We start from the raw sequence: 22,675 nt of genomic DNA, 5'->3' as shown, positions 1-22,675 counted from the left end.
TCGTGTCGTACCGAATGGAGGGTGCTGTTCGATGGGGTTGTTCACACGGAAGCGTCGCGCGACTCGCAGGGCCGAGGCCCGAGCGCTGAAGCACAAGGCGAAGCTCGAGGCCAAGCTGGTCGCCAAGGGCCAGCTCAAGAACGACCGGCGCGCAGCCAGGGCCCAGGAGAAGCTCAACAAGAAGCTCGCGAAGTCGCAGGTCAAGCTCGACAAGGAACTCGCCCGGTCGCAGGCCAAGGTCGAGAAGGAGCAGATCGCGACGCTCAAGGCCCAGAAGAAGGCCGCCGAGAACCAGGGTCTCACCGCCGCGAAGGTGCGCCGTTATCTCGGGGTGGCGCGGCTGCTGGCGCCGGTGATCGTCCCGATCGTCTACCAGGCGGTGACGGCGCTGCGCGGACAGCTCGACGCGCGGCGGGCACACCAGCTCGGGGTGCCGGTCGAGGAACTGGGCTCGTTCACCGGGCACGGCGCCCGGCTGAGCGCGCGGATCGCCGGGGCCGAGCAGTCCCTGGCCAAGGTCGAGTCCCGCGACCCGAAGGATCCCGAGACCCAGAAGTTCGCGGCGGCGATCCGCGAGCGTCTGTCCGATCTGACCACCGCGGTGCAGACCGCCGAGCAGATGCCCGCCGCGCGCCGGAAAACCGCGCACGCGGCGATCTCGTCGGAGCTCGACGGGATCGAGGCCGACCTGCTCGCCCGCCTCGGCGTGCGCTGACCCTCGGCACCGTCACCGCAGAGGACATCACCACAGAGGACGTCACCACAGAGGACACAGCAGACCCAGTGACCACGACCCGCACCCTCCTCGGCACCACCGCGGGCATCGCGACCGCGGTGCTGGCGGTGGCCGCCCACGGCGCCGCCGGCGGGGGTGTCCCGACGGGACCGACCGCGGTGCTGCTGGTCGCGATCGCCGCCGGGGTCGGTGTTCTCGGTGCCCACCAGCCGTCGCTGCCGCCGCTCGTGCTGCTCGCGGGCGGACAGGCGGCGACGCACGCGGCCCTGACGACGCTCGTTCCGGGGCACACGCACCCGTCGGCGTGCATGTTCGCCGCGCACGCGGTCGCCGTGGTGGGCTGCGCGCTGCTGCTCGTGGCGGCCGCGCGACTGTACGCGGCGTGCGGCACCGTGGTGCGGGTCGCGCTGCTGCGACTGCCCGTGATCGCGGCCCCGGCCGTGCTCGCACCCACCAGGTCCACGGACCGGCTCGTGTGGGGACGCGCTCCCCCGGCCATCTCGCGGAGGGGACCTCCGGTCGTCGCGTCCCGACGATCACCCCTGTTTTCCGACGAGAAAGAACGTAGATGTCGAAGATCTCCCGTCGCGCCCTCGCCGGCGCGACCCTCACCGCTGCCCTGATGGTCGCCGGAGCCGGCACGGCCGCCGCGCACGTCACCGTCGTCGCCCCCGGCGCCGAGCAGGGCGGATACGCCGTGCTCACCTTCCGGGTACCCACCGAGTCCGAGACCGCGGGCACCACCGCGCTGACGGTGGAACTGCCCGGCCTGCGCTCGGCGCGCACCGAGCCGATGCCCGGCTGGACCGCGACCGTCGAGAAGGATCCCGAATCGCAGCTCGCCACCTCCGTGACGTGGACCGCCGATCCAGGCGTGCAGGTCGGCCCCGGCCAGTTCCAGCAGTTCCTGCTGTCCGCCGGGCCGCTGCCCGAGGAGGACGAGGTCGCCTTCCCGGCCGTCCAGACCTACAGCGACGGTCAGGTCGTCGCGTGGGACGACGTCGCCGAGGGCGACGAGGAGCCCGAACTGCCGGCACCGACGCTGACCCTCGCCGCGAGCAGCGGTGACGGGCACGGCCACGGCACCGCCGACGCCCACGGCACCGGCTCTGAGAACGAGTCCGCAGCCACCACCGAGGGCTCTGCCACCGACGACACCGCGCGGTGGCTCGGCGGCATCGGTCTCGTGCTCGGTGCCCTCGGCGCCGCCCTCGGCCTCGGCGCCGTGATCCGGGGACGGCGGGCATGAAGCGTCTCGTCGTCCTGTTCGCCGCGCTGATCGCGGCCCTGTCGCTGTCCGCCGGGCCTGCCGCGGCCCATTCCGTGGTGATGTCCAGTACGCCGGAGAACGGCCAGGAGATCGCCGAGGCTCCCGAGCGGGTGAGCGTGACCTTCAACGAGAGCCTGCAGGAGCAGTTCGCGGCGCTCACCGTCGTCGGGCCCGACGGCAATCTGTGGTCCAAGAGCGACCCGATCGTCGAGGGCGCGACGGTCTCCGTCGAACTCGACGGGCTCGGGCCCGTCGGCGAGTACACCGTCGCGTACCGGGTGACCTCCGCAGACGGGCATCCCGTCAGCGGCACCCGCACCTTCACCCTCACGCAGGAGGGCACCGGCACGCCGGGCGAGGCCGTGTCGGATTCCGCCGAGTCCGGTTCGGACGACGACGGTGGTCCCGCCGTGTGGTGGTTCGTCGCCGCGGGTGTCGCGGTGGTCGTGGCGGGCCTGGCGTTCGCGCTGCGCAAGCCGAAGGCCTGACCCGCATGCTCTCGGAACGCCGGCAGTGGCTCCTCGTGGCCGCTGCCGGTGTCGCCTTCGGGACGGTCGCCGGCCTCGCCGTGGCGGGTTCGCTCGCCATCCCCGACGGTTCCGGTTCGGTGCGGGCCCTGGCGCTGTGCGCCGGGTCCGCGGTGCTCGGCCTCGCGGTGCTCGGGTCGATGGTGCAGAACGAGCGCCGGCCCGCCGTCTCCCCCGACGACGTCTGGCGCACGATCGCCGCGGTCGGTGGGCTGTGGCTCGTGCTCGCGAGCATCGACCTGGTCCGGGCGGCCGCGGCCACCGCCGGGGTTCCCGTCACCGGGCTCGGCGTCGACCGTTTCGTCGAGTACCTCACCGACTCGGGTGCCGGTCGTGTCGACGGCGGCGCGTGGGTGTGCGTGCTGGCCTGCACGCTGGTCGCGGCGGTGGCCTACCGGCGCTCGGCGTCGTGGTCCACGGCCCCCGTGCTCGTAGCGGCGGGGCTCGCGCTCATCGCCCGGCCGGTGACCGGGCACATGGCCCAGCAGCCGCTGGGTTCGCTGCTCAACGCGGTGCACGTCCTGGCCGCCGCGATCTGGTTCGGGGTGCTGCTCGCCCTCGCGCTGACGGTGCGGGGCCGGGGCGCGTGGGCCGAACTGCTGCCGCGCTATTCGCAGCTCGCGCTGTGGTGCGTGATCTCACTGGTGGTGAGCGGGGTCGTCGACGGCGCCGTGCGCCTCGGATCGGTCTCCGCGTTGCTGGGCACCGGCTACGGGCGCATCCTGCTCGCCAAGGCCGTCGTCCTCGTCGCGTTGCTGCTGCTGGCGCGCGTCTGGCGGCGCCGCTGGGTGCCCGGCGCGGCATCGCACCGGGTGTCGGCGGAGGAGTCGCTGCGCAACGCGGTGCTCGAGGTGTGCGCGATGTCGGTGGCGCTCGGTCTCGCCGCGGCGCTCGCCACCACCGGCTGAGTTCGCACCGGCCGAGCTCCCTACAGAGCCGCGGCGCGTTTCAGGTCCTGGACGAAGGCCCGGAAGGCGTCGTCGCGTTGCGAGCGGGCCCGCAGCACCGCCGACGGGTGCACCGTCACCACCACGGCGGGATCGCAGGATCCGCGCAGCTCGTCGGGCAGGCGCAGCACCTCGCCCCGGTGCCGCGTGAGCTTGAAGTCCTTGCCCAGCAGGGACTGTGCGGCCGTCGCGCCGAGGCAGACGACGATCTCGGGTCGCACGGCGTCGAGTTCGGCCTCGAGCCACGGGCGGCACGCCGCGATCTGCGCGCCCGTCGGTTTCCTGTGGATGCGGCGTCGGCCGTTCGCGGACCGGTCGAACCGGAAATGCTTGACGGCGTTGGTGACGTAGACGGTCTCACGGTCGATCCCGGCCCGGTCCAGGGCCTTGTCGAACAGGTGCCCGGCCGGGCCGACGAACGGCTCACCCGCGAGATCCTCCTCGTTACCGGGTTGTTCGCCGACGAACAGGATCCGGGCGTGCGGGCCTCCGTCTCCGAACACCGTCCGCTCCGCGTCCCGGTACAGATCGCAGCCGCGGCATCCCGCGGCGGCGGAGGCGAGGGCGTCGAGGTCGCGCGTGTCGGGCACGAATCGTTGCGCGCCGGGATGGGTCACCATCGCCGCCTCCCGAGTCCGGCGATCCAGGTGCGGCTGTCGGCGGGATCGATGACGTCGTCGAGTTCGAAGGTGGTCGCGGCCTGCAAGGCCCGTCCCTCCCGGTAGGCCTGGGCGACGAGCTGCCCGAACAGTTCCTCGCGGGCCTCGGGGCTCTCCGCCGCGTCGAGTTCCTTCCGGAAACCGAGCCGCACCGCCCCTTCGAGGCCCATGCCGCCGATCTCGCCGGTCGGCCAGGCGATCGTGAACTCCGGTGCGTGGAACGAGCCACCGGCCATCGCCATCGCACCGAGGCCGTAGCCTTTGCGCAGGATGATCGTGCCGAACGGAACCGTCAGGCGGGCACCGGCGACGAAGAACCGGCCGAAGCGGCGGACCGTCGCCTCCTTCTCGGCCTCCGGTCCGACCATGAACCCCGGTGTGTCGCACAGGCTCACCACGGGAAGCCGATGCGCCTCGCAGAGTTCGAGGAAGTCGGTGGCCTTGTCGGCGGCCTCCGCGTCGATGGCCCCGCCGAGATGGTGGCTGTTGTTGGCGAGCACCCCGTAGGCGACGCCCTCCACCCGGATCAGGGCGGTGACGATGCCGACACCGTAGTCGGGGCGCAGTTCGAGCACCGAATCGACGTCGGCGATCGCCCCGATCGCGGCCCGGACGTCGTAAGCGCGCAACCGGTTCTCCGGCACGACGTGCCGGGCACGCCGCGGATCGGGGGCGGTCCACTCGTCGTGGCGGACGGTGAAGTAACCGAGATACCGGCGCGCCAGATCCACGGCGTCGGTGTCGTCGCGGGCCAGGACGTGCACGACGCCGTTGCGGCGCTGCACGTCGACCGGGCCGATCTCCTCGGGTCGGTGCACACCGAGCCCGCCGCCCTCGATCATGGCGGGCCCACCCATGCCGATGTTCGCGTCGGGGGTCGCGACGAGCACGTCGCACATCCCGGCGAGGGCGGCGTTGCCGGCGAAGCAGCGGCCGGAGACGACCGCGACGGTGGGCACCTTTCCCCGCAGCGCCGCCATCGATCGGAAGGTCGGCAGTTCGAGACCCGCACCGGGCCCGGCGTCGACGTCACCGGGACGGCCCCCGCCACCCTCGGCGAACAGCACCACCGGAACCCGCCGGCGCGCGGCGAGTTCGAGCAGCCGGTCGGTCTTGCGGTGGTTGTAGCGACCCTGGGTACCGGCGAGAACCGTGTAGTCGTAGGACATCACGACCACCTCGGCCCCACCGATCCGGGCGGTGCCCCCGACGAGCCCGTCGGCGGGTGTGTTCGCGACGAGGTCCTCCTCGCTGCGGCGGCCGCGCTGGGCGGCGAGCACGAGAGGGCCGTATTCGACGAAGGTACCGTCGTCGACGAGATCGGCGATGTTCTCGCGGGCTGTGCGCCGGCCCTGCCGGTGCCGCCGTTCGACCGCCTCGGGACGCGCGGCGTCGGTGGTGACGGCGTGCCGCGCCAGGATCTCGTCCAGGTCGGCGCGCGCCGTGTCGGGATCGAACGAAACCTCTTCACCCGCAACGATGTCCGGGTCGAGCACTTTCACGACGGCGAGCACGGTGCCCGGCGACACCGTCCGGCCGGGACGGACGAGGACGCGTTCGACCAGCGCGGCGCCGGGGGCGCGGACCTCGTGCTGCATCTTCATCGCGTCGAGCACCACCACCGGCGCCCCGGCGGCGAGGGTGTCGCCCTCACGGGCGACCTCGACGACGGTGCCGGCCATCTCCGCGCACACCGCGTATTCACCGGGGCGGAGATCGGTGGTGCCGGCCGGGGTCTCCGCGACGGCGGGGTCCACGAAATCCGGCAGGCGCTCGTCCAGCCAGGAGGTGGTGACGGGACCGGAACGGAACTCCTTGTCGTCGAAGATTTTCCGTAGCACGTCGAGGTTGGTGCCGAGGCCGTCGACGACGAACTCGCCGAGCGCCGCGGCCGTCTTGCGCAGCGCCGCCGTCCGGTCGCCGGAGCGCACGTGCGCGACGACCTTGGCGAGCAGCGAGTCGTAACGGGCGGTCACCTCGAGGCCCGGGCGGCCGTGGGTGTCGACGCGGATGCCCGGCCCAGCCGGTGGGGTGAAGCCGGTGAGGGTGCCGGCGGTGGCCACCGCGGTGCCGTCGCCGCACATGGTCTCTGCGTTGACACGGGCCTGCACCGCGATGCCGCGGGGTACGGCGAGTTCCCCCGCGACGACGTTCGGTCCGGCGGCGATCCCGGCGGGCAGGCCGAGTTCGTCGATGCCGGCCCCGCGGGCGATCGCGAGCTGCACGGCGACGAGATCGACGCCGATGACCTCCTCGGTGACGGTGTGCTCCACCTGGATCCGCGGGTTCACCTCGAGGAAGACGAATTCGTCCCCGTACACGAGGAATTCGACGGTGCCCACCCCGCGGTAGCCCACCTCGGCGAACAGCCGCACGGCGGCGGTGTGCAGGTCGCGGCGCAGACGGTCCGGCAGGTCGGGGGCCGGGGCGATCTCCACGAGTTTCTGGTGGCGGCGTTGCACGCTGCAATCCCGGTCGCCGAGCGCCACCGCCGTCGTCCACCCGCCCGAGGGGGTCGAGGGCGCCGCCACGACCTGCACCTCGACGTGCCGGGCGTCGGCGACGAGCGCCTCGGCGTACAGCCCGTCGTCCCCGAAGGCGACCCGCGCCTCGGCCGAGGCGGCGCGGTGGGCCGCGTCGAGGCCGGCGGCGTCGCGCACGACCCGCATGCCGCGTCCTCCCCCACCGGCACGGGCCTTGAGGACGATGCCCTCCGGGTGGTCGCGGAGGAAGGAGCGCAGGGTGCCCGGGTCGGCGGTGTCGGTGGCCGCGACCACCGGGATGCCGAGCCGCGCGGCCTCGGCGCGGGCGGAGCGTTTGTCGCCGAGGGTGCGCAGCACCTCCGGGGACGGGCCGACGAAGACGAGACCGGCGTCGGCGCAGGCCTGCGCGAAGGGGGCGTTCTCGCTGAGGAATCCGTAGCCGGGATGCACGAGCGAGCAGCCGGTGGCGCGGGCGATGCCGATCAGGGCGTCGGAGTCGAGATAGGCGGCGGCGCCCTCTCCGGGGAGCGCCTCGGCGCGGGTTGCGGCCCGGACGTGCGGGGAGTGCGTGTCGCCGGCGGCGTGGACGGCGACGGTGTCGAGTCCGAGTTCCCCGGCCGACCGCACGATCCGCAGCGCGATCTCACCCCTGTTGGCCACGAGCAGCATCCACCATCCCCTTCCTCACCGTTCGGCCCTCACTGTTCGCTCACCGCCGGTCGCAGCCGCAGGCTCCGTCCCGACCCGAGGGCCACGAGCACCGCGGTGATCGACGCCGTCGCCATGATCGCAGCCAGCACCACCACCTGGAAGCGACCCGCCTCGAGCGGTGAGAGCCCACCGAAGATCGCACCGACGAACGCGCCGGGCAGGGTCACCAGCCCCGTGGTCCTGGTCTGGTCGGTCGACGGGATCATGGCGGCGTGCACGGCGAGGCGGGCGGGGCCGACGGTCGCCTGCCGAATGGTCGCGCCGAGTGCGAGCCACCCCTCGACCTCGGTCCAGTGGTCGTCGACGATCTCCTGGAAGCGGCGGCCGGCCAGGCTCGCGACCGTCATGGTGTTGCCGATGACGATCCCGCCGAGGGCCAGGACGTAGCGCGGGGTCGCCTCCACCGCGCCGGTCGCGAAGACGGTGCCCGCCGCCACGACGACCCCGATGGCCATCGCGACCGCCACCGTCGCACCGACCTGTGCGCGGTCGCCGATCCGGCCGCAGGCCGTCCACCAGGCCACCCCGAACATGACGGCGAGCACCACCGCGACCCAGCGGGCATCGGTGATGACGCCCTGGAGGACGAGGCTGACGAACGCGAGCTGCGCGGCGCCGCGCGCGATGGCGCCCACCGGGGCGAAGCGGTGCGGGACCCGGAACCACCACAGCACCGCCGCGGAGATCGCGGCGAGCACGAGGACGCCGCCGATCGTGCGCGACAGGACGAGCGGGTCGTCGATCACCGGAATCAGCGTATCGAGCCGGACCGGTGCGGGGGTCGCTATCGGCGACCGGGCCCGCTATCGGCGTTCGGGGGCGGCGTGCGGCAGTTCGGACGGTGACGCGACCGGCCAGTGCAACGGGTCGGGGCCGAGCTGCCGGAGCTGATACACCTGCTCGCGGCACCACACTGACACCTCCCGGCGGCCGGCGACGACGTCGTCGGCGAAGGTGGTCCACTCGGCCCATTCGGTGTCGTGCACCTCCGCGGGATCCGGGGAGGGCGGCGGCCCGTCGTAGCGCACCCGGAAGACGGGACAGATCTCGTTCTCGACGATGCCGTTGTCCATCACTGCCTTGTAGCGGAAGGCCGGCAGCACGACGTCGACGTCGTGGACCTCGAGCCCGAGTTCCTGCTGCAGACGGCGGCGCACCGCCTCCCCGAGCGGCTCGTCGGGTGCCGGATGCCCACAGCAGCTGTTGGTCAGGACGCCGGGGAAGGTCAGCTTGTCCAGCGCACGCCGCGTGAGCAGGACGTTCCCGCGGGAGTCGAAGACGTACGAGGAGAAGGCGAGGTGCAGCGGGGTGTCCGTGGTGTGGACGGTGGCCTTCGGCTCGATGCCGACCGCTCGGCCTGCGTCGTCGAGCAGCACGACCTGTTCCATGCGATGTCCTGTTCGTGATTCGTGTGCGGGCGCCGGCCGCGGCCGGTGAGCATTCACAGTCTCGACTGTTCGCGCAGGAAGGTCCAACCCACCGAGGCGAGCCCCGGCGCGGCCACCGAGAACCGGCGGCGGCGCGACACACGCGCCCGCCGGTGGAGGACCCGGTATCCGCTCTCCTCCACCGCGCCCAGGATGTCCCCGTACAGCACGAAGGCGGTGCGCATCGCGGGCCGGACCGCGGGATCGAGCAGGTCGATGCCGGGTTCGGCGGTGCGGTAGACCGAGCGGGTGTGTGCGATCAGGTGGGCGAGGGCGCGGCGCAACCGGATGTCGGTGCGGCCGGTCGCGCGGCAGTGGTGCAGCAGCTCCTCGTCCACTCCGAAGGCCGCCAGTTCGTCGGTGGGCAGGTAGATGCGGTCGCGGTCGAGGTCCTCCCCCATGTCGCGGATGAAGTTCGTCAGCTGGAACGCCTCGCCGAGCGCCGCGGCCGGGACCTCCGCACGTTCCCGCTGTCCCTCGACGCCGAGGATCGGCAGCATCTGCAGGCCGATGACCGCGGCCGAGCCGTACATGTACTCGGACAGCTCGTCCATGGTCCGGTAGCGGGAGCGGAACATCGGGGTGCCGGGGACGTCCATCCGCATGGAGTGCAGGAAGGCCCGGTAGTACTCGTGCGGGATGCCGTACCGCTCGGTGGTGTCCACCAGTGCGCGCAGGACCAGCCCGTAGTCGTCGTCGCCCGTGGGGGATCCGTTCAGGGCGGCGACGAGCCGTTCCTCGAGACGGTCGAGCACCGGTGCGGGCTCGTGCGGTTCGACGTCGACGATGTCGTCGACCATCCGCGCGAAGCCGTAGAGGGCGTGCACGCCGGGGCGTTTCGCGTTCGGGAACAGGCGGGTGGCGAGGAAGTAGGTCTTGCCGTGCCGCCGGTTCAGGTCGCGGCACAGGCGGTAGGCGTCGCGCAGTTCCGGATCGATCGTGGCGAGTTCACCCATGAGCGGCACCTGCTTCCGACAGTGCGCGGGCCGGGAGGTCCGGCACTCTCGCGGCCGGTCCGGTGATGCGTTCGGCGGCAAGGCGTCCCGAGACGAGGACGGTGGGAACCCCGACACCCGGGGTGGTGCCCGAACCGGCGAGCACGACGTTGTCGACCCCGCGCACCAGGTTCGGGCGGCGGAACGGCCCGGTCTGCCGGAAGACGTGCGCCGCGGAGAACGGACTGCCGTCGAGCATCCCCTTCTCCAGCCAGGTCTGCGGGGTGTCGACGTGATCGATCCGCATCGAACCGGCCAGGCCACGGTAACCGCGGCGTTCGAGGACCTGCCGGATCTCCCGCACGTAGGGGCCGCCGAGGAGGTTCCAGTCCAGCGGGGCGGAGGCGAGATTCGGGCACGGGGCGAGCACGGAGACGGGTTCGCACTCGACGCCGTCGCGCACCAGCCGCAGCGACGGGTCGGTCACCGCGGGGCGGGTGACCAGCAGGGAGGGGTCCGCCATGAGCCGGCCGCGGCCGCGGCGCGCGGTGATGCGCGCGAAGGTCTCGTCCCACTGTTCACCGAAGTCGATGTTGTGGTGGGCCGCGGCGGGCCAGCCGGCGGTGACGTCGACGGGGACGGTGCCGTGGAAGACGACGGCGGACGGTGACGCGACGGAGAACGGCCGCGTGCGGCCGCGGGACGGCACCCCCGCCCGATCGAGGAGCCGGTCCACCACCGGCAGGTCGGGGGTGAGCACGACGGCGTCGCCGTCGAAGATCCGGCCGTCGACGGTCCGCACCCCGCGGGCGTGACCGTCGGTGACGAGCAGGTCGGTCACCTCGACGCCGGTGTGCAGGATGCCGCCGTGGCGGACGAGGGCGTCGGTCATCGCGGCGGCGACGGTGGCCATGCCGCCCTTCGGGAAGAACACCCCGAGGGAGGTGTCCATGTGGGCGATCGCGCCGTACACCGCGAGGGCGGTCGACGGTGCCGTGCCCGCGTAGAGGGCCTGGAAGGTGAAGATCCGCCGGAGCCGCTCGTCGGTGATGAAGGAGGCGACCTTCGGGCCGAGCCGGCCGAAGCCGCCCAGCCGCAACAGGGTGGTGGTGTCGCGCAGTGCCGGGCGTGACGACACGAGGTCGAGCGGCGAGTCGAAGTTCGAGTCGATGAACCGGTCGAACTCGGTCTCGAAGATCGCGGCGAGCCACTGCCGCAGGCGGCGGTAGCCCGCGGCGTCGGCCGGTCCGCACACCCGCTCGATCTCGGCGGCCATCTCGGCCGGGTCCGAGTACACGTCCAGGGCGGACCCGTCGGCGAAGCGCGCATGGTAGCCGGGCGCGAGCCGCACCAGGTCGACGTCCGGGGTGGTCGAGGCGAAGGACTCGCCGACGGCGGCGAGGGCGTCGGCGATGAGCTCGGGCATCGTCAGGACGCTGGCGCCGTTGTCGATGTCGTAGAGGTGGCGGCCGTCGTCGTCGAACACCGGGTAGCTGCCGACGCGACCGCCGACGGTGGTCTCGCGTTCGAGGACGGTCACCCGCTTGCCGGCTCCGGTGAGATGCAGGGCGGCGGACAACCCGGCGAGGCCGGCGCCCACCACGACCACCGAGCCGACGTCACCCGGGACGGTTCTCATACGGTCCCTCCCTGCAGGCGCGGCGCGGTCTGTTCGAGACGGGTGCGCGCTTCCATGAACAGCTGGAGGAATCCCACGGACGGGTGGGGGTGCCGGCTCTCGTCGTGCCGTGGTTCGGTCGTGGAAGTGGACATGATCTGTTCCTCTGCTCGGGGGCCGCCTTGTCCCGTATTCGGAGCCGGTGGCGGAGCGGATGGGTGGACGCCGGGAGCGGCTCTCCGGGGTGGATGCCCGGGGGGTACCCCTTCCACCGGTTCCGTCCCCTTCCTCGCGTCGCGCGATACGGTCGGGTCATGGCTGCCCGCAAGACCGCTGTGCTCCGTCGGCCGGTGGACACCGACGACTACCTGTACGAGCCGACCGATCGGCGGATCCGGGGAGAGTGGTTCGGCAGAACGGTCGTCGACAGCACCCGGGCCGTGCTGGTCTGGGCTCCCGGCAAACCCGTCCCCTTCTACGCCTTCCCGCGTGAGGACGTGCGGATCGACCTGATCTCCGCGTCGCGCTCGCCGAGCCGCACCCGCCCGGACGTGTGGCAGTGGTACGACATCGTCGTCGGCGACCGGCGGGCCTATTCGGCGGTGTATCAGCTCGACGTCGACGGTCTCGACGACCGGCTGGTCTTCGCATGGTTCCGGCACGGCGAGACCCCCGGCGACGTCGAGGACGAGGGTGAGCGGTGGTTCGAGGAGGACACCGAGGTGTTCACCCACCCCCGCGATCCGCACCACCGGGTCGACGCGCTGCGCAGTTCCCGGCACGTGCGGGTGACCATCGACGGCACCGTGGTCGGTGAGACGCGCGCTCCCGTGCTGGTGTTCGAGACGGGTCTGCCCACCCGCTTCTACCTGCCGCCCGAGGACGTCGACTTCTCGCTGCTCGAGGAGTCCGACCTGTACACGGGCTGTCCCTACAAGGGCACCGCCCGGTACTGGTCGTATGCGGGGCCGCCGGCGGCGGAGAACGTCGCGTGGTCGTATCCCGAGCCGTTCCCCGGCATGGAGTTCATCGCCGGATACGTCTGTTTCTACGACGACGCAGCAGAGATCACGGTCGAGGACCGCTAGGGGCGCACCGTCGAGGGCGGGTAACGATCGGCCGACGTAACGTGAATTCCTCCACTCCGGTGCGTAGAAGGGTGTATTTTCACGTTACGTCGGGTAACACTATCGGCATGTTCCTGGTAGGGCTGATCGGATTGTTCCTCGGGACGACCGCCGCATATCTGGTCGGCGTGCTCCTCGTGGTGCTCCTGCTCTGTCCCCTCCCGGGCGATGCCGGGCACGACCGGAGGCTGCGTCTTCGTCGCCTTCGTCGTCGTCGCCTTCGTCGTCGTCGCCTTCGTCGTCGACGCCGACCCGGCGACAGCGGGTCCGGCGAGACCTCCCGCTGACCACGAAGCCGACCGGACGCTCGACCGCTGCGGCGGCCGGGCCAGCCGCCCCACGCCCATCCCCTGAGCGCAAGGGGCGGTTCCCTTCGTGAACCCTCTCAGAAGGGGGACCCCGCACGATGCCCCGTACGCAGAACGGCCCCTCCGGTACGGGACCGGCGGGGCCGTTGCGTCCGCGTGCACGCAGGGGGGAGTTTGTGCACGCGAACCCCGACGACCGAAGGGGGGAGGACGGCCGTCGCCAAGATCATCGCCGTGGGCGCAGCAGTGTTACACCCGCGGGCGAATGTTTCACGAACGGACCGGGACGCCGGTTCACCGCCGCAGCAGTTGCGTCATCAGGCGGCCTCCCTGCTCCAGCGACATGTGAGGCAGATACGCCCGGCCGACCGCGATACCGACGACGGGCAGGGCCCCGGTGTCGGGGAAGACCATGTACAACGGCCGGGAGCCCGTTACCTACCGGGCAGCCACTGCATGGCCTTGACGAAGTGCGGCAGCATCTTCGCCCACACCTTCCGCGGAAGGCCGCGCGGACCGTCGAGGTTGAGCAGCCGCATGGTGGCGACCGTCTGCGCTTCGGTGTACTTGTACAGCCCCTCGGCGCCGTGCCGCCGGCCCATGCCCGAGATGCCCATGCCGCCCATCGGGGCGCCGGTGCTGCCCCAGGCGGGGGCGTAGCCCTCGTCGACGTTGACGGTGCCGGCGCGCACCCGTGCCGCGATCGCCTCGCCCTGCGCCTTGCTCGCCGCCCACACCGAGGCGTTGAGCCCGTACTCGGTGTCGTTGGCCTGCCGGATCGCCTCCTCGACGTCGTCCACCGGGTAGATGGACACCACCGGCCCGAACGTCTCGTTGCGGTGGCACTCGGCGTCCTCTGGGACGTCGGTGAGCACGGTGGGTTCGAAGAAGAGGGGGCCGAGGTCGGGGCGGGCCTTCCCGCCGGCGACGAGCGTCGCACCCTTGGCGACGGCGTCCTCGACGTGCCGGGTCACGGTCTTGACCTGGTTCTCGCTGATGAGGCAGCCCATCTCGGTGCCGAAGTCGTAGCCGGGGCCGAGCGTCATGTCGCGGACGCGGGCGCCGAACATGCGGATGAACTCCGGGGCGATCGACTTCTCGACGTAGATCCGTTCGATCGAGATGCACAGCTGACCGGCGTTGGAGAAGCAGGCGCGCACCGCGGCGTCGGTGACCTCGCGGAGGTTCACCCCGGCGGTGACGATCATCGGGTTCTTGCCGCCGAGTTCGGCGGAGAACCCGATCAGCCGGCGACCGGCCTGCTCGGCGAGCAGGCGTCCCGTCTCCGAGGAGCCGGTGAACATCAGGTAGTCGCTGTTCTCCACGATGGCGGTCCCCACGACCGTGCCGGGGCCGGGCACGACGGCGAAGACGTCGCGCGGCACCCCCGCCTCGTAGAGGAGTTCGGTGACGGCGAGGGCGCAGTAAGGGGTCTGGCTGTCGGGCTTGAGGACCACGGCGTTGCCGGCCAGCAGCGCGGGGATCGCGTCGGACACCGCGAGGGTCATCGGGTAGTTCCACGGGGCGATCACGCCGACGACGCCCTTGGGGTGGTGCCGGACGGTGGTCTTCGTCAGCACCGGCAGCATGCCGGTGGCCTTGCGGGGCCGCAGCAGCTTCGGCGCGACCCGCGCGTAGTACCGGGCGGTCATGGAGATGTCGAGCACTTCCTCCTGGGCGGAGCTGCGCGACTTGCCGGTCTCGGCCTGGGCCATGTCCATGAGTTCCGCCCGGCGGGCGAGCACGAGTTCGCGGTAGCGGTGCACGATCGCGGCGCGTTCCTTCACGGGCTTCCGCGCCCACGCGACCTGGGCGGCCCGCGCCTGCTCGATGGCGGCCTTCGCGTCCTCGGCGGTGCCGACCGGCACGGTGGCCAGTTCACGTCCCGTGAACGCCTCGACGACCGGGCGCGTGGGCCGGTCGGCGGCGTCGGGGATCGCGATGAGAGCGGCAAGTCGCTCGAAGGTCGCAACGCTCGGAGCTGGCATGATGCACCCCTACCGGTGAGTAGTTCTTGCAGTCGCACACAACCTACCGGTGCCTGGTGCGTCCTGTCACACAGGTCGCCCGCCGTCAGGTGTCCCGCCGGCACCCCGACCGGGGCCCGCCTCGACGATCCGCTCCGCGAGGTCGGCGAGCGGGACGTTGCTGTCCTGGGACAGGCGACGCAGCAGGTCGAACGCCGCGAGCGCGTCGACGCCGAAACGTTCCATGATCATCCCCTTGGCCTGGCCGATCGTGTCGCGACTGGCCAGCGCCGAGGTGAACTGACTGTGGGTGCGGGCCGCACTCAGCGACATCGCCGCGTGTGCGGCGAGTACCTCGGTGATCGCCTCGGCCTGCGGATCGAAGGCTCCGGCCTCGCAGGAGAAGAGGTTCAGCGCCCCCATCGTGTCCTCGGCGAGATACAGCTGGAACGACAGGGTGCTGAGCACACCCGCCTTCGTGGCCTCCGCAGCGAAACCCGGCCACCGGCTCTCCGCGCGCAGATCGTCCGAGCGCACCACCAGATTCTTGCGGGCCGCGTCCAGGCAGGGTCCCTCACCGAGCCGCTCCTGCACCGCATCGAGCTGCGGCGGCAGCTCCGAGGTGGCGCCGATCGACCGGAACTCCCTGCGGCCCTCCACGACGAGGATGCTGGCACAGTCGGCCGCCTCCACCAGTTCCACCGCGGCGGCGGTCACGCCGCGCAGCGTCTCGCCGAGATCGGCCGGGCGGAAGAACCCCCGCGCGAGCTGCGCCATGCGGCGGCCGAGATCACCCTCTTCCGACGACGTGCCCATACGGACTCCGTTCCTCCGTGTGCGATCCCGGGGTGCGATCGTCCCGAGTCTCCCACAGGGATGTCCTCGCACGACACGCCTCGCTGACCTGGACGGGCGGATGCGCCGGTCACCCGGTATCCGCTCCGCGACGGCCACGATCCCGGCCTACGGGGTCATCGGTGCGGGCGCAGCCGAGGTGGTGTGGTTCCTCGACGTCCAGCTGCACCTGGACCTCATGTGGACCGACCTGCACATCCATTCGCTGCTCGAACGGATGTCCACCTACTCGCGCGCCGTCTACTTCCAGCGCCGCGGCTTCGAGTCGTCGGACCCGGTGGATCACGTGCCCACCCTCGAGGAGCAGGATGCTCGGCATCACCGTCGACGATGAGCGCGCGCTTGGAATCGGTTCTGCGATCCGGTTATTCGCACGCGATGGGGTCGGTGCAGTACCCCACCCGGGTGGTGGGGCTGTCGGGAGCGAAACTGCCCACCGGCTCGGCGTCGAGGTGCGGTGCGGGTGCACGTGGGCACCGTCGAACCCACCGGCACCGACGTCACGGGCCTGACGGTGCACCCGTTCGCCCTCACCGGGATCGGGTCGGCGCCCGAGCCGACCCGAAGAAGGCTGTCGCTCAACGCCTTCGATCGTGCGGCGCTGCGGGTGGCGAGACGCACCCCGCAGGCGCGGCGGTCGAAGGCGGCGTACGCGAACGCGCTGCAGAGGTGGCGTACCGACGATCGGTAGACGCGGTCCGTCACTGCTCCCCGGTGTAGAACGCCGCGGTGCGCTCGGCGGCGGCGCGGGCCTGTTCGGGGTCCTCGCCGCCGGCGATATCGGCCTCGCCCCACTTCGCGCTGCTGCCGCGGATGAACGCGAGTCCCTCCTCCGACATGGACCAGGACTCGAACTCCTGGGGATCCACCGACTCTCCGGAGGCGAGGTGGATTCCGAGACCGAGGAGGGCGAGGTCCCAGCCGATTCCGACGGCGCCGGGACCGTACTGCTCCCAGTGTTCCTCGGGGTGGGCGATGTGGACGATCTCGAGGCGGGCGTATCCACCCGGCTCGTCCAGGACCGACACCTCGATCCAGCTCACGGCTCCCGCGAATTCCCAGGTGGCGGAGAAGCTCCGGGGCGGATCGCAGGTGAGAACCTCTCCCCCGGCGTTGCCCTCGAGCTGGTATCTGCCGCCGACCTTCAGGTCACCGCTGACCGGCAGGAACCAGCGCGGGAGCCGTTCGGGGTCGGTGCACGCCTCCCACAGGTCCTCGGCGGTGGTCCGGTAGCTGCGCGAGACGGTCACGACCTTGGCGTCGCGGTCGTCGACGGTGCGGTGCCCGACCGTCCGGCGGCTCGTGTCCTCGTTCGGGATCACGTGGTTCATGAGGATCTCCTCCGTTCGTCGGTGGCACGGGTGCCGGGCATGCTCCCCCGCGTGCGCCGTTCGCGGCGGCCGCGGGCGATCTCGGTTTCGAGGGCGTCGAGAGCGGAGAGCACCGGCGGGTGCAGGCGGGCGAGCCACGTCTCGAGTTCCGTGAGTGCGGCGGGTCGCAGTTCGTACAGGCGGCGGGTGCCGTCCTTGTGCACGATCGCGAAGTCGTGGTCGCGCAGCACCTTGAGGTGCTGCGACACCGCCGGCTGCGAGATGGAGAACTCCCGCGTGATGGTCGCGGCGATGTCCCCGGCGGCCTGCGCACCCTCGGCGAGCAGTTCGAGGATCCGGCGGCGAACCGGATCAGCGAGTACCTCGAACCCGTGCATGCCCTCACTATATAAGTTCCTACTTATATTCCACAACAGGACGGCGCACATTCCTAGACTGGGCGCATGACGACTCCGAAGCGCGTCTCCGAGGAAAAGGTCGACCAGGCCGTCATCGACAACCGGGCGCCCTCGGTCGCCCGGCTCTTCATCGACCGCGTGGCAGCCACCCCCGACAGCGAGGCGTTCCGGTACCCCGACGGGGAGGACGGCTGGACGTCCGTCACCTGGGAGCAGACCGGCGAACGCGTCCGGCTGCTTGCCGCGGGACTCATCGCGCTCGGCGTCGAGACCGAGGACCGGGTGGCTCTCGCGTCGTCCACTCGCTACGAGTGGGTGCTCGGCGATCTCGCCGTCATGTGCGCCGGTGCCGCGACCACCACCGTCTACCCCACCACCCACGCCGAGGACGTCGCGTTCATCGTGTCCGACTCCGGCAGCCGGGTCGTCCTCGCCGAGGACGACTCCCAGGTGAAGAAGCTCCTCGCCCACCGCGGCGACCTGCCCGAGGTGAAGAAGGTCGTGGTCGTCGACGGGCAGGGCGACGGTGACTGGGTGATCGGCCTCGACGACCTCGCCGAACTCGGCCGCGGTCTCCTCTCCGACGACTCCGGTGCGGTGATGGACCGGATCCACAGCCTCGGCCCCGACCATCTCGCCACCCTGATCTACACCTCCGGCACCACCGGCAAGCCCAAGGGCGTGCGCCTGCCGCACTCGGCGTGGACCTACGAGGCTGCCGCGATCGACGCGCTGCACATGCTCACCGCCGACGATCTGCAGTATCTGTGGCTGCCGCTGTCGCACGTCTTCGGCAAGGTCCTGCTCACCCTGCCGCTGCAGATCGGCTTCCCCACCGCGGTCGACGGCCGCGTCGACAAGATCGTCGAGAACCTCGCGGTCGTCCGGCCCACCTTCATGGGTGCCGCCCCGCGCATCTTCGAGAAGGCCCACGCTCGCGTCGAGCACATGATGGAGGAGGAGGGCGGCGTCAAGAAGAAGATCTTCGACTGGGCCGTCGGTGTGGGCCGCAGCGTGTCCGAGGCGAAGCAGGCGGGCCGCTCCCCCGGCCTGCTCGACAACCTCCAGCACGCCCTCGCGGACAGACTGGTCTTCTCCACCATCCGCGAACGCTTCGGGGGCCGGCTGCGCTTCTTCATCTCCGGTTCCGCAGCGCTCAACCCCGACGTCGGCGAGTGGTTCGACGCGGTGGGCATCCCCGTGCTCGAGGGTTACGGCCTGACCGAGACCTCGGCGGCGACCTTCGTCAACCGCCCCTATGCCAACCGTCTCGGCACCGTCGGCTGGCCGGTTCCCGGCACCGAGGTGAAGATCGCCGAGGACGGCGAGGTGCTGGTCCGGGGACCGGGCGTGATGACCGGCTACCACAACCGCCCCGACGCGACGGCCGAGTCCCTCACCGAGGACGGCTGGTTCCACACCGGCGACATCGGCAACGTCGACGAGGACGGCTACCTGCGGATCACCGACCGCAAGAAGGACATGTTCAAGACGTCGCAGGGCAAGTACGTCGCCCCGTCGGCACTGGCCGCGACCTTCAAGGGCATCTGCCCCTACGCCTCCGAGCTCGTCGCCTACGGCGAGGGCAAGCCGTACTGCGTGGCGCTGGTGGGTCTCGACTCCGAATCGATCACCGAGTGGGCCGGCAGGAACGGTCTCGGGGACGCGTCGTTCGAGGAGATCGCCCGCCACGAGAAGACCCGCGAGTTGATCTCCGGATACATCGACGAGCTCAACCTGCAGCTCAACCGATGGGAGCAGGTCAAGAAGTTCTCGATCATCGATCGTGAGCTGTCGGTGGAGGCGGGGGACCTCACCCCGAGCATGAAACTTCGCAGAAGGGTCGTAGTGGACAGCTTCGCGACGGACCTCACACGTCTCTACGAGGAATGACGGCCTATTCTGGACCACATGAGTAGTGCACGACCGAATTTGCTGCAGCGCATCGGCTACATGGTCGGGCGACCGCTCCCCCCGGAGATGCAGGACTGGGTCCGCAACGACATCCTGGGCCCGGGCGGGATGCGGCGTTACCTGCTGCGGTGGAACCTTCCGGTCATCCCACTGCTCCTGTTCTTCCTGCTCATCCCGGGTCCGGTGTGGATCCCGCTGTCGATGATGCTGCTGCTGTTCCTGCCCTGGGTCTACTTCTCGGTGGCACTCATGCGCGTGTGGCAGCGGCACCGTCTCCAGCAGCACGGCCTCGATCCGGAACTGCTCAGCGCCAAGGCACAGGCCCGCGCGGCCCGCGAACGCGAGGACTACGAACGCCGCATGGGCCGCGTAGCCTGATCGGCCCTACCTGATCGGTTCTAGGAGAGCACCTCGACGAGGGTGGTCTCGTCCTCGGTCATGTACCGCTCGACACTGTCGAGGTGCTTGCGCCAGAACGCTTGTGCCGCTCCGGGTTCCCCGTCGCGCAGCAGTGTGACGAGCTTGCGGTTCGCGCGCAGTACGACGTCCGGTCCCGGACCGTCGGTGCGGGTGCGCTGCGAGATGAACAGGGCGGCGTGCGCGTCCATGATGTCGAGCAGCATTCCCGCGAGGACCTCGAGGGTGTCGTTGCCACCGAGTTCCATGATCGTGCGGTGCACCTCGGCGTCGTACTTCGCGAAGGCGTGCACATCGCCCGCGACCTCCTCGCCGCGTTCGACGACCTCGGCGAGCCGTTCGACGTTCCCGGCGGGACCGGTCGCGAGCAAGCCCACGGCCGACACCTCGATCTCGGTGCGAGCCCGGTAGACGTCCGCGAGGGCGACCCCGCGGTACTGCAGGAGCAGCCCGGTGTAGCGGGCGGCGGTGGAGCCGTCCGGTGCCTGCACCCGCGCCCCGCCGTGGGCGCCGCGCAGGACGGTGATGATGCCCTCGGACTCGAGGATACGGAACGCTTCGCGCAGCGTGGGCCGGGACACCCCGAACCGCTCCATGAGCGCGGCCTCGTTCGGCAGCGGGTCCCCCGCCTTCAGCTCGCCCGTGATGATCTGCCGACGGAGATTCGCAGCGATCAGTTCCCCGGCCTTGGGGACCCGGACAACTGTCGAACGGCCGTCGAGTGGCATGTCCCCATCCTGTACGTGTCGTGCGGAAAGCGTCGCGTAACGATACAAGAATCTACCGAATTCACCCCTTCGGCCCATCCCTGCCCGGAGCGGGACGGATCGGGCGGACACGGGCACCCGCAGAACACCGTACGCGCGTCCCATTTATCCTCGCACCATGAGCGACGCCATCGAATTCATCGCCACCGCCGACCTCGCCGACGAGATCGGCCCCGACATCCGCAGCTGCGACACGCAGTTCATCCAGTTCGGCGGCCGCACCGAGTTCGCCGGCCCCGTCACCACCATCCGCTGCTTCCAGGACAACCTGCTCGTCAAGCAGACCCTGTCCGAGCCGGGCAACGGCCGGGTGCTGGTCGTCGACGGCGGCGCCAGCATCCACACCGCCCTCGTCGGCGACATCATCGCCGGACGCGGTGTCGACAACGGCTGGGCCGGCGTCATCGTCAACGGCGCGGTCCGCGACTCCGCGATCCTGCGCACCCTCGACATCGGCATCAAGGCGCTCGGCACCAACCCGCGCAAGAGCACCCAGACCGGTTCGGGTGAGAAGGACGTCCCCGTCGAGATCGGCGGCGTGACCTTCAACCCCGGCGAGATCGTCTACAGCGACTCCGACGGCGTCGTCGTCCGCGCCGCGAACTGACGCTCCGAGAGCGCGGGTCGCGCCCCAGACGCTCCCGAGAGCGCGGGTCGCGTCCTACCCGTTCGCGACCCGCGCTCTCGCACCGGCGATCTCCACGACGTCGCCGACCTTCAGCTGACGGCCGCGCCGCACCTCGACCTCGCCGTTGACCGACACGAGGCCGTCGGCGATCACCTCCTTCGCTTCGGAACCCGACTCGATCAGGCTCGCCAGCTTCAGGAACTGGCCGAGACGGATCGACTCGTCGCGGATCGGAACATCGAAGGCATCGGACATGAGTGCCATTGTCCCCCACACTGGAATCCATGAGCCGTCCCGCCGTCGTCTGGTTCCGCCGCGACCTCCGGTTGCACGACCTGCCCACGCTGCTGTCGGCCTCCGACGCCGCCGACGAGGCGGTCGCGCTGTTCGTCCTCGACGACGCCCTGCTCCGCCCCTCGGGTCCGCGGCGGCGCGCCTTCCTCACGAACTGCCTACGGGCGCTCGACGACGACCTCGGCGGCCGCCTGCTCGTCGCGCAGGGTGATCCGGCGACGGTCGTGCCGGCCGTCGTCCGCGAGTTCGACGCCGCCGAGGTCCACATCAGTTCCGACCACGGCCCCTACGGGACGCGCCGCGACGAGGCGGTCGCCGAAGCCCTCCGCGACGTGCCACTGGTCGCGACAGGCTCCCCCTATGCCGTCACCCCCGGCCGGGTGACGAAACCCGACGGGTCGCCCTACAAGGTGTTCTCCGCGTTCCGCCGCGCCTGGAGCGAACACGGATGGCACTCCCCCGCTGTCACCGGCGCGGACACGATCGGCTGGATCGATCCGGGCGACACCGGCCTGCGTGTCCCCGTCCCCGAGGCCACCGTCGACTCGCTGCCCCCGGCCGGCGAGAAGGCCGCCCTGCGCCGCTGGCGCGAGTTCCGCGACGGCACCCTCGACCGCTACGCCACCGACCGCGACCGCCCCGCCTTCGACGGCACCAGCGGACTGTCGCCGTACCTGAAGTTCGGGTGCATCCACCCCCGCACCCTCCTGCACGACCTCCGGGACCGGAACAACGACGGCGCCGTCACCTTCCGCAGCGAACTCGCCTGGCGCGACTTCTACGCCGACGTCCTGTTCCACCGGCCGGAGACGGCCCGCACCAACTACAACGCCGATTTCGACGCGATCACCTACGACAGCGGCCCCGATGCCGACGAACTGTTCGCCGCGTGGTGCGAGGGCCGCACCGGTTTCCCCATCGTCGACGCCGGGATGCGCCAGCTCCTCGCCGAGGGCGTGATGCACAACCGCGTGCGCATGATCGTCGCGTCGTTCCTCACCAAGGACCTGCACCTGCCGTGGTGGCGCGGTGCCCGCCACTTCATGCGGTGTCTCGTCGACGGGGATCTCGCGTCCAATCAGCACAACTGGCAGTGGACGGCCGGGTGCGGCACCGACGCCGCCCCCTACTTCCGGGTGTTCAACCCCACCCGGCAGGGCGAGAAGTTCGATCCGACGGGTGAATACGTGCGCAGGTGGGTACCCGAGCTCCGGAACGTCGAGGGCTCCCGCGTGCACAGTCTGCCCGACGGTCCACCGGAAGGCTATCCGGAACCGATCGTCGACCACGCCCACGAACGTCGGGTCGCGCTGGACCGGTACGCACGTATCCGACCCCCACGTTGACAGATCGGCA

Annotated in this window: 26 protein-coding genes; 13 read left to right on the top strand and 13 right to left on the bottom strand. The window is 71.0% G+C overall.

The window, feature by feature from the left end:
- Positions 1-31: 31 nt before the first annotated feature.
- From OED52_RS00575 to OED52_RS00555, 5 genes are all read left to right on the top strand, one after another.
- Positions 32-715 carry a DUF6474 family protein gene (locus OED52_RS00575; RefSeq protein WP_264152798.1) on the top strand — a complete coding sequence of 228 codons (684 nt, stop codon included), beginning with the start codon at positions 32-34 and terminating at the stop codon, positions 713-715.
- 68 nt (positions 716-783) lie between these two features.
- Positions 784-1,359 carry a hypothetical protein gene (locus tag OED52_RS00570; RefSeq protein WP_264152797.1) on the top strand — a complete coding sequence of 192 codons (576 nt, stop codon included), beginning with the start codon at positions 784-786 and terminating at the stop codon, positions 1,357-1,359.
- On the top strand, positions 1,305-1,985 hold the full coding sequence (locus OED52_RS00565; RefSeq protein WP_413247694.1) for a YcnI family copper-binding membrane protein: 681 nt from the start codon (positions 1,305-1,307) through the stop codon (positions 1,983-1,985). The genes OED52_RS00570 and OED52_RS00565 overlap by 55 nt, the downstream gene beginning before the upstream one ends.
- Positions 1,982-2,494, top strand: coding sequence for a copper resistance CopC family protein (locus OED52_RS00560; RefSeq protein ID WP_264152796.1), 513 nt, complete (start codon positions 1,982-1,984; stop codon positions 2,492-2,494). Before OED52_RS00565 ends, OED52_RS00560 begins: the two co-directional genes overlap by 4 nt.
- Before the next feature lie 5 nt (positions 2,495-2,499).
- Entirely contained in the window at positions 2,500-3,441 is a 942-nt protein-coding gene (locus tag OED52_RS00555; RefSeq protein WP_264152795.1) for a CopD family protein, read from the top strand.
- Positions 3,442-3,461: 20 nt separating this feature from the next.
- Here the strand turns inward: OED52_RS00555 and OED52_RS00550 are convergent, their stop codons facing one another.
- The 7 genes from OED52_RS00550 to OED52_RS00520 are packed head-to-tail and all read right to left on the bottom strand — an operon-like array spanning position 3,462 to position 11,468.
- A complete protein-coding gene (locus OED52_RS00550; RefSeq protein WP_264152794.1) occupies positions 3,462-4,100 on the bottom strand; it encodes a UdgX family uracil-DNA binding protein in 639 nt (212 codons plus the stop codon).
- Positions 4,094-7,291, bottom strand: a complete 3,198-nt coding sequence (locus OED52_RS00545; protein ID WP_264152793.1) for an acetyl-CoA carboxylase family protein — start codon at positions 7,289-7,291, stop codon at positions 4,094-4,096. The genes OED52_RS00550 and OED52_RS00545 overlap by 7 nt, the downstream gene beginning before the upstream one ends.
- A 29-nt stretch (positions 7,292-7,320) precedes the next feature.
- Complete coding sequence (locus OED52_RS00540) at positions 7,321-8,076, bottom strand: ABC transporter permease (protein ID WP_264154793.1); 756 nt, start codon at positions 8,074-8,076, stop codon at positions 7,321-7,323.
- A gap of 60 nt (positions 8,077-8,136) precedes the next feature.
- Positions 8,137-8,721, bottom strand: a complete 585-nt coding sequence (gene idi, locus OED52_RS00535; RefSeq protein WP_264152792.1) for an isopentenyl-diphosphate Delta-isomerase — start codon at positions 8,719-8,721, stop codon at positions 8,137-8,139.
- A 53-nt stretch (positions 8,722-8,774) separates the two neighbouring features.
- Positions 8,775-9,716, bottom strand: a complete 942-nt coding sequence (locus tag OED52_RS00530; protein WP_264152791.1) for a phytoene/squalene synthase family protein — start codon at positions 9,714-9,716, stop codon at positions 8,775-8,777.
- Positions 9,709-11,334: a phytoene desaturase family protein gene (gene crtI, locus OED52_RS00525; protein WP_264152790.1), complete on the bottom strand. Its 1,626-nt coding sequence runs from the start codon at positions 11,332-11,334 to the stop codon at positions 9,709-9,711. Before crtI ends, OED52_RS00530 begins: the two co-directional genes overlap by 8 nt.
- The gene (locus tag OED52_RS00520; protein ID WP_264152789.1) at positions 11,331-11,468 is read right to left on the bottom strand and encodes a hypothetical protein; all 138 of its coding nucleotides are present in this window, start codon (positions 11,466-11,468) and stop codon (positions 11,331-11,333) included. The genes crtI and OED52_RS00520 overlap by 4 nt, the downstream gene beginning before the upstream one ends.
- Before the next feature lie 159 nt (positions 11,469-11,627).
- On the opposite strand from OED52_RS00520, the gene OED52_RS00515 reads away from it, so the two are divergent.
- A complete protein-coding gene (locus OED52_RS00515; RefSeq protein WP_264152788.1) occupies positions 11,628-12,401 on the top strand; it encodes a DUF427 domain-containing protein in 774 nt (257 codons plus the stop codon).
- Between the two features lie 207 nt (positions 12,402-12,608).
- The gene (locus tag OED52_RS00510; RefSeq protein ID WP_264152787.1) at positions 12,609-12,794 is read left to right on the top strand and encodes a hypothetical protein; all 186 of its coding nucleotides are present in this window, start codon (positions 12,609-12,611) and stop codon (positions 12,792-12,794) included.
- 388 nt (positions 12,795-13,182) lie between these two features.
- Here the strand turns inward: OED52_RS00510 and OED52_RS00505 are convergent, their stop codons facing one another.
- Both OED52_RS00505 and OED52_RS00500 read right to left on the bottom strand, forming a co-directional pair.
- On the bottom strand, positions 13,183-14,736 hold the full coding sequence (locus OED52_RS00505; protein ID WP_264152786.1) for a succinic semialdehyde dehydrogenase: 1,554 nt from the start codon (positions 14,734-14,736) through the stop codon (positions 13,183-13,185).
- 66 nt (positions 14,737-14,802) lie between these two features.
- Complete coding sequence (locus tag OED52_RS00500; protein ID WP_264152785.1) at positions 14,803-15,531, bottom strand: GAF and ANTAR domain-containing protein; 729 nt, start codon at positions 15,529-15,531, stop codon at positions 14,803-14,805.
- 100 nt (positions 15,532-15,631) lie between these two features.
- Here OED52_RS00500 and OED52_RS00495 point away from each other — a divergent pair, with 100 nt between their 5' ends.
- On the top strand, positions 15,632-15,904 hold the full coding sequence (locus OED52_RS00495) for a hypothetical protein (RefSeq protein ID WP_264152784.1): 273 nt from the start codon (positions 15,632-15,634) through the stop codon (positions 15,902-15,904).
- A 123-nt stretch (positions 15,905-16,027) separates the two neighbouring features.
- A complete protein-coding gene (locus OED52_RS00490) occupies positions 16,028-16,261 on the top strand; it encodes a hypothetical protein (RefSeq protein WP_264152783.1) in 234 nt (77 codons plus the stop codon).
- A 10-nt stretch (positions 16,262-16,271) separates the two neighbouring features.
- Here OED52_RS00490 and OED52_RS00485 read toward each other — a convergent pair whose 3' ends face one another.
- Positions 16,272-16,901 (bottom strand): SRPBCC family protein, encoded by a 630-nt coding sequence (locus tag OED52_RS00485; protein ID WP_264152782.1) that lies wholly within the window; start codon positions 16,899-16,901, stop codon positions 16,272-16,274.
- Positions 16,898-17,278: an ArsR/SmtB family transcription factor gene (locus OED52_RS00480; RefSeq protein WP_264154792.1), complete on the bottom strand. Its 381-nt coding sequence runs from the start codon at positions 17,276-17,278 to the stop codon at positions 16,898-16,900. The genes OED52_RS00485 and OED52_RS00480 overlap by 4 nt, the downstream gene beginning before the upstream one ends.
- A 66-nt stretch (positions 17,279-17,344) precedes the next feature.
- On the opposite strand from OED52_RS00480, the gene OED52_RS00475 reads away from it, so the two are divergent.
- Positions 17,345-19,192, top strand: a complete 1,848-nt coding sequence (locus OED52_RS00475; protein ID WP_264152781.1) for an AMP-dependent synthetase/ligase — start codon at positions 17,345-17,347, stop codon at positions 19,190-19,192.
- Between the two features lie 18 nt (positions 19,193-19,210).
- Positions 19,211-19,591: a DUF5313 domain-containing protein gene (locus OED52_RS00470; protein ID WP_264152780.1), complete on the top strand. Its 381-nt coding sequence runs from the start codon at positions 19,211-19,213 to the stop codon at positions 19,589-19,591.
- A 20-nt stretch (positions 19,592-19,611) separates the two neighbouring features.
- Here the strand turns inward: OED52_RS00470 and OED52_RS00465 are convergent, their stop codons facing one another.
- On the bottom strand, positions 19,612-20,358 hold the full coding sequence (locus OED52_RS00465; RefSeq protein ID WP_264152779.1) for a FadR/GntR family transcriptional regulator: 747 nt from the start codon (positions 20,356-20,358) through the stop codon (positions 19,612-19,614).
- A 157-nt stretch (positions 20,359-20,515) separates the two neighbouring features.
- Here OED52_RS00465 and rraA point away from each other — a divergent pair, with 157 nt between their 5' ends.
- Positions 20,516-21,004, top strand: coding sequence for a ribonuclease E activity regulator RraA (gene rraA / locus OED52_RS00460; RefSeq protein ID WP_264152778.1), 489 nt, complete (start codon positions 20,516-20,518; stop codon positions 21,002-21,004).
- Between the two features lie 54 nt (positions 21,005-21,058).
- On the opposite strand, the gene OED52_RS00455 is transcribed toward rraA, so the two are convergent.
- Positions 21,059-21,280, bottom strand: a complete 222-nt coding sequence (locus tag OED52_RS00455) for an RNA-binding S4 domain-containing protein (protein WP_264152777.1) — start codon at positions 21,278-21,280, stop codon at positions 21,059-21,061.
- Between the two features lie 29 nt (positions 21,281-21,309).
- On the opposite strand from OED52_RS00455, the gene OED52_RS00450 reads away from it, so the two are divergent.
- Entirely contained in the window at positions 21,310-22,665 is a 1,356-nt protein-coding gene (locus OED52_RS00450) for a cryptochrome/photolyase family protein (protein ID WP_264152776.1), read from the top strand.
- Positions 22,666-22,675 lie beyond the last annotated feature (10 nt).

It is taken from the genome of Rhodococcus sp. Z13 (genome assembly GCF_025837095.1).
Lineage (GTDB): Bacteria > Actinomycetota > Actinomycetes > Mycobacteriales > Mycobacteriaceae > Rhodococcus > Rhodococcus sacchari.
The sequence above is the reverse complement of the archived record's forward strand: the minus strand, read 5'-3'. Positions and strand labels throughout refer to the sequence as shown.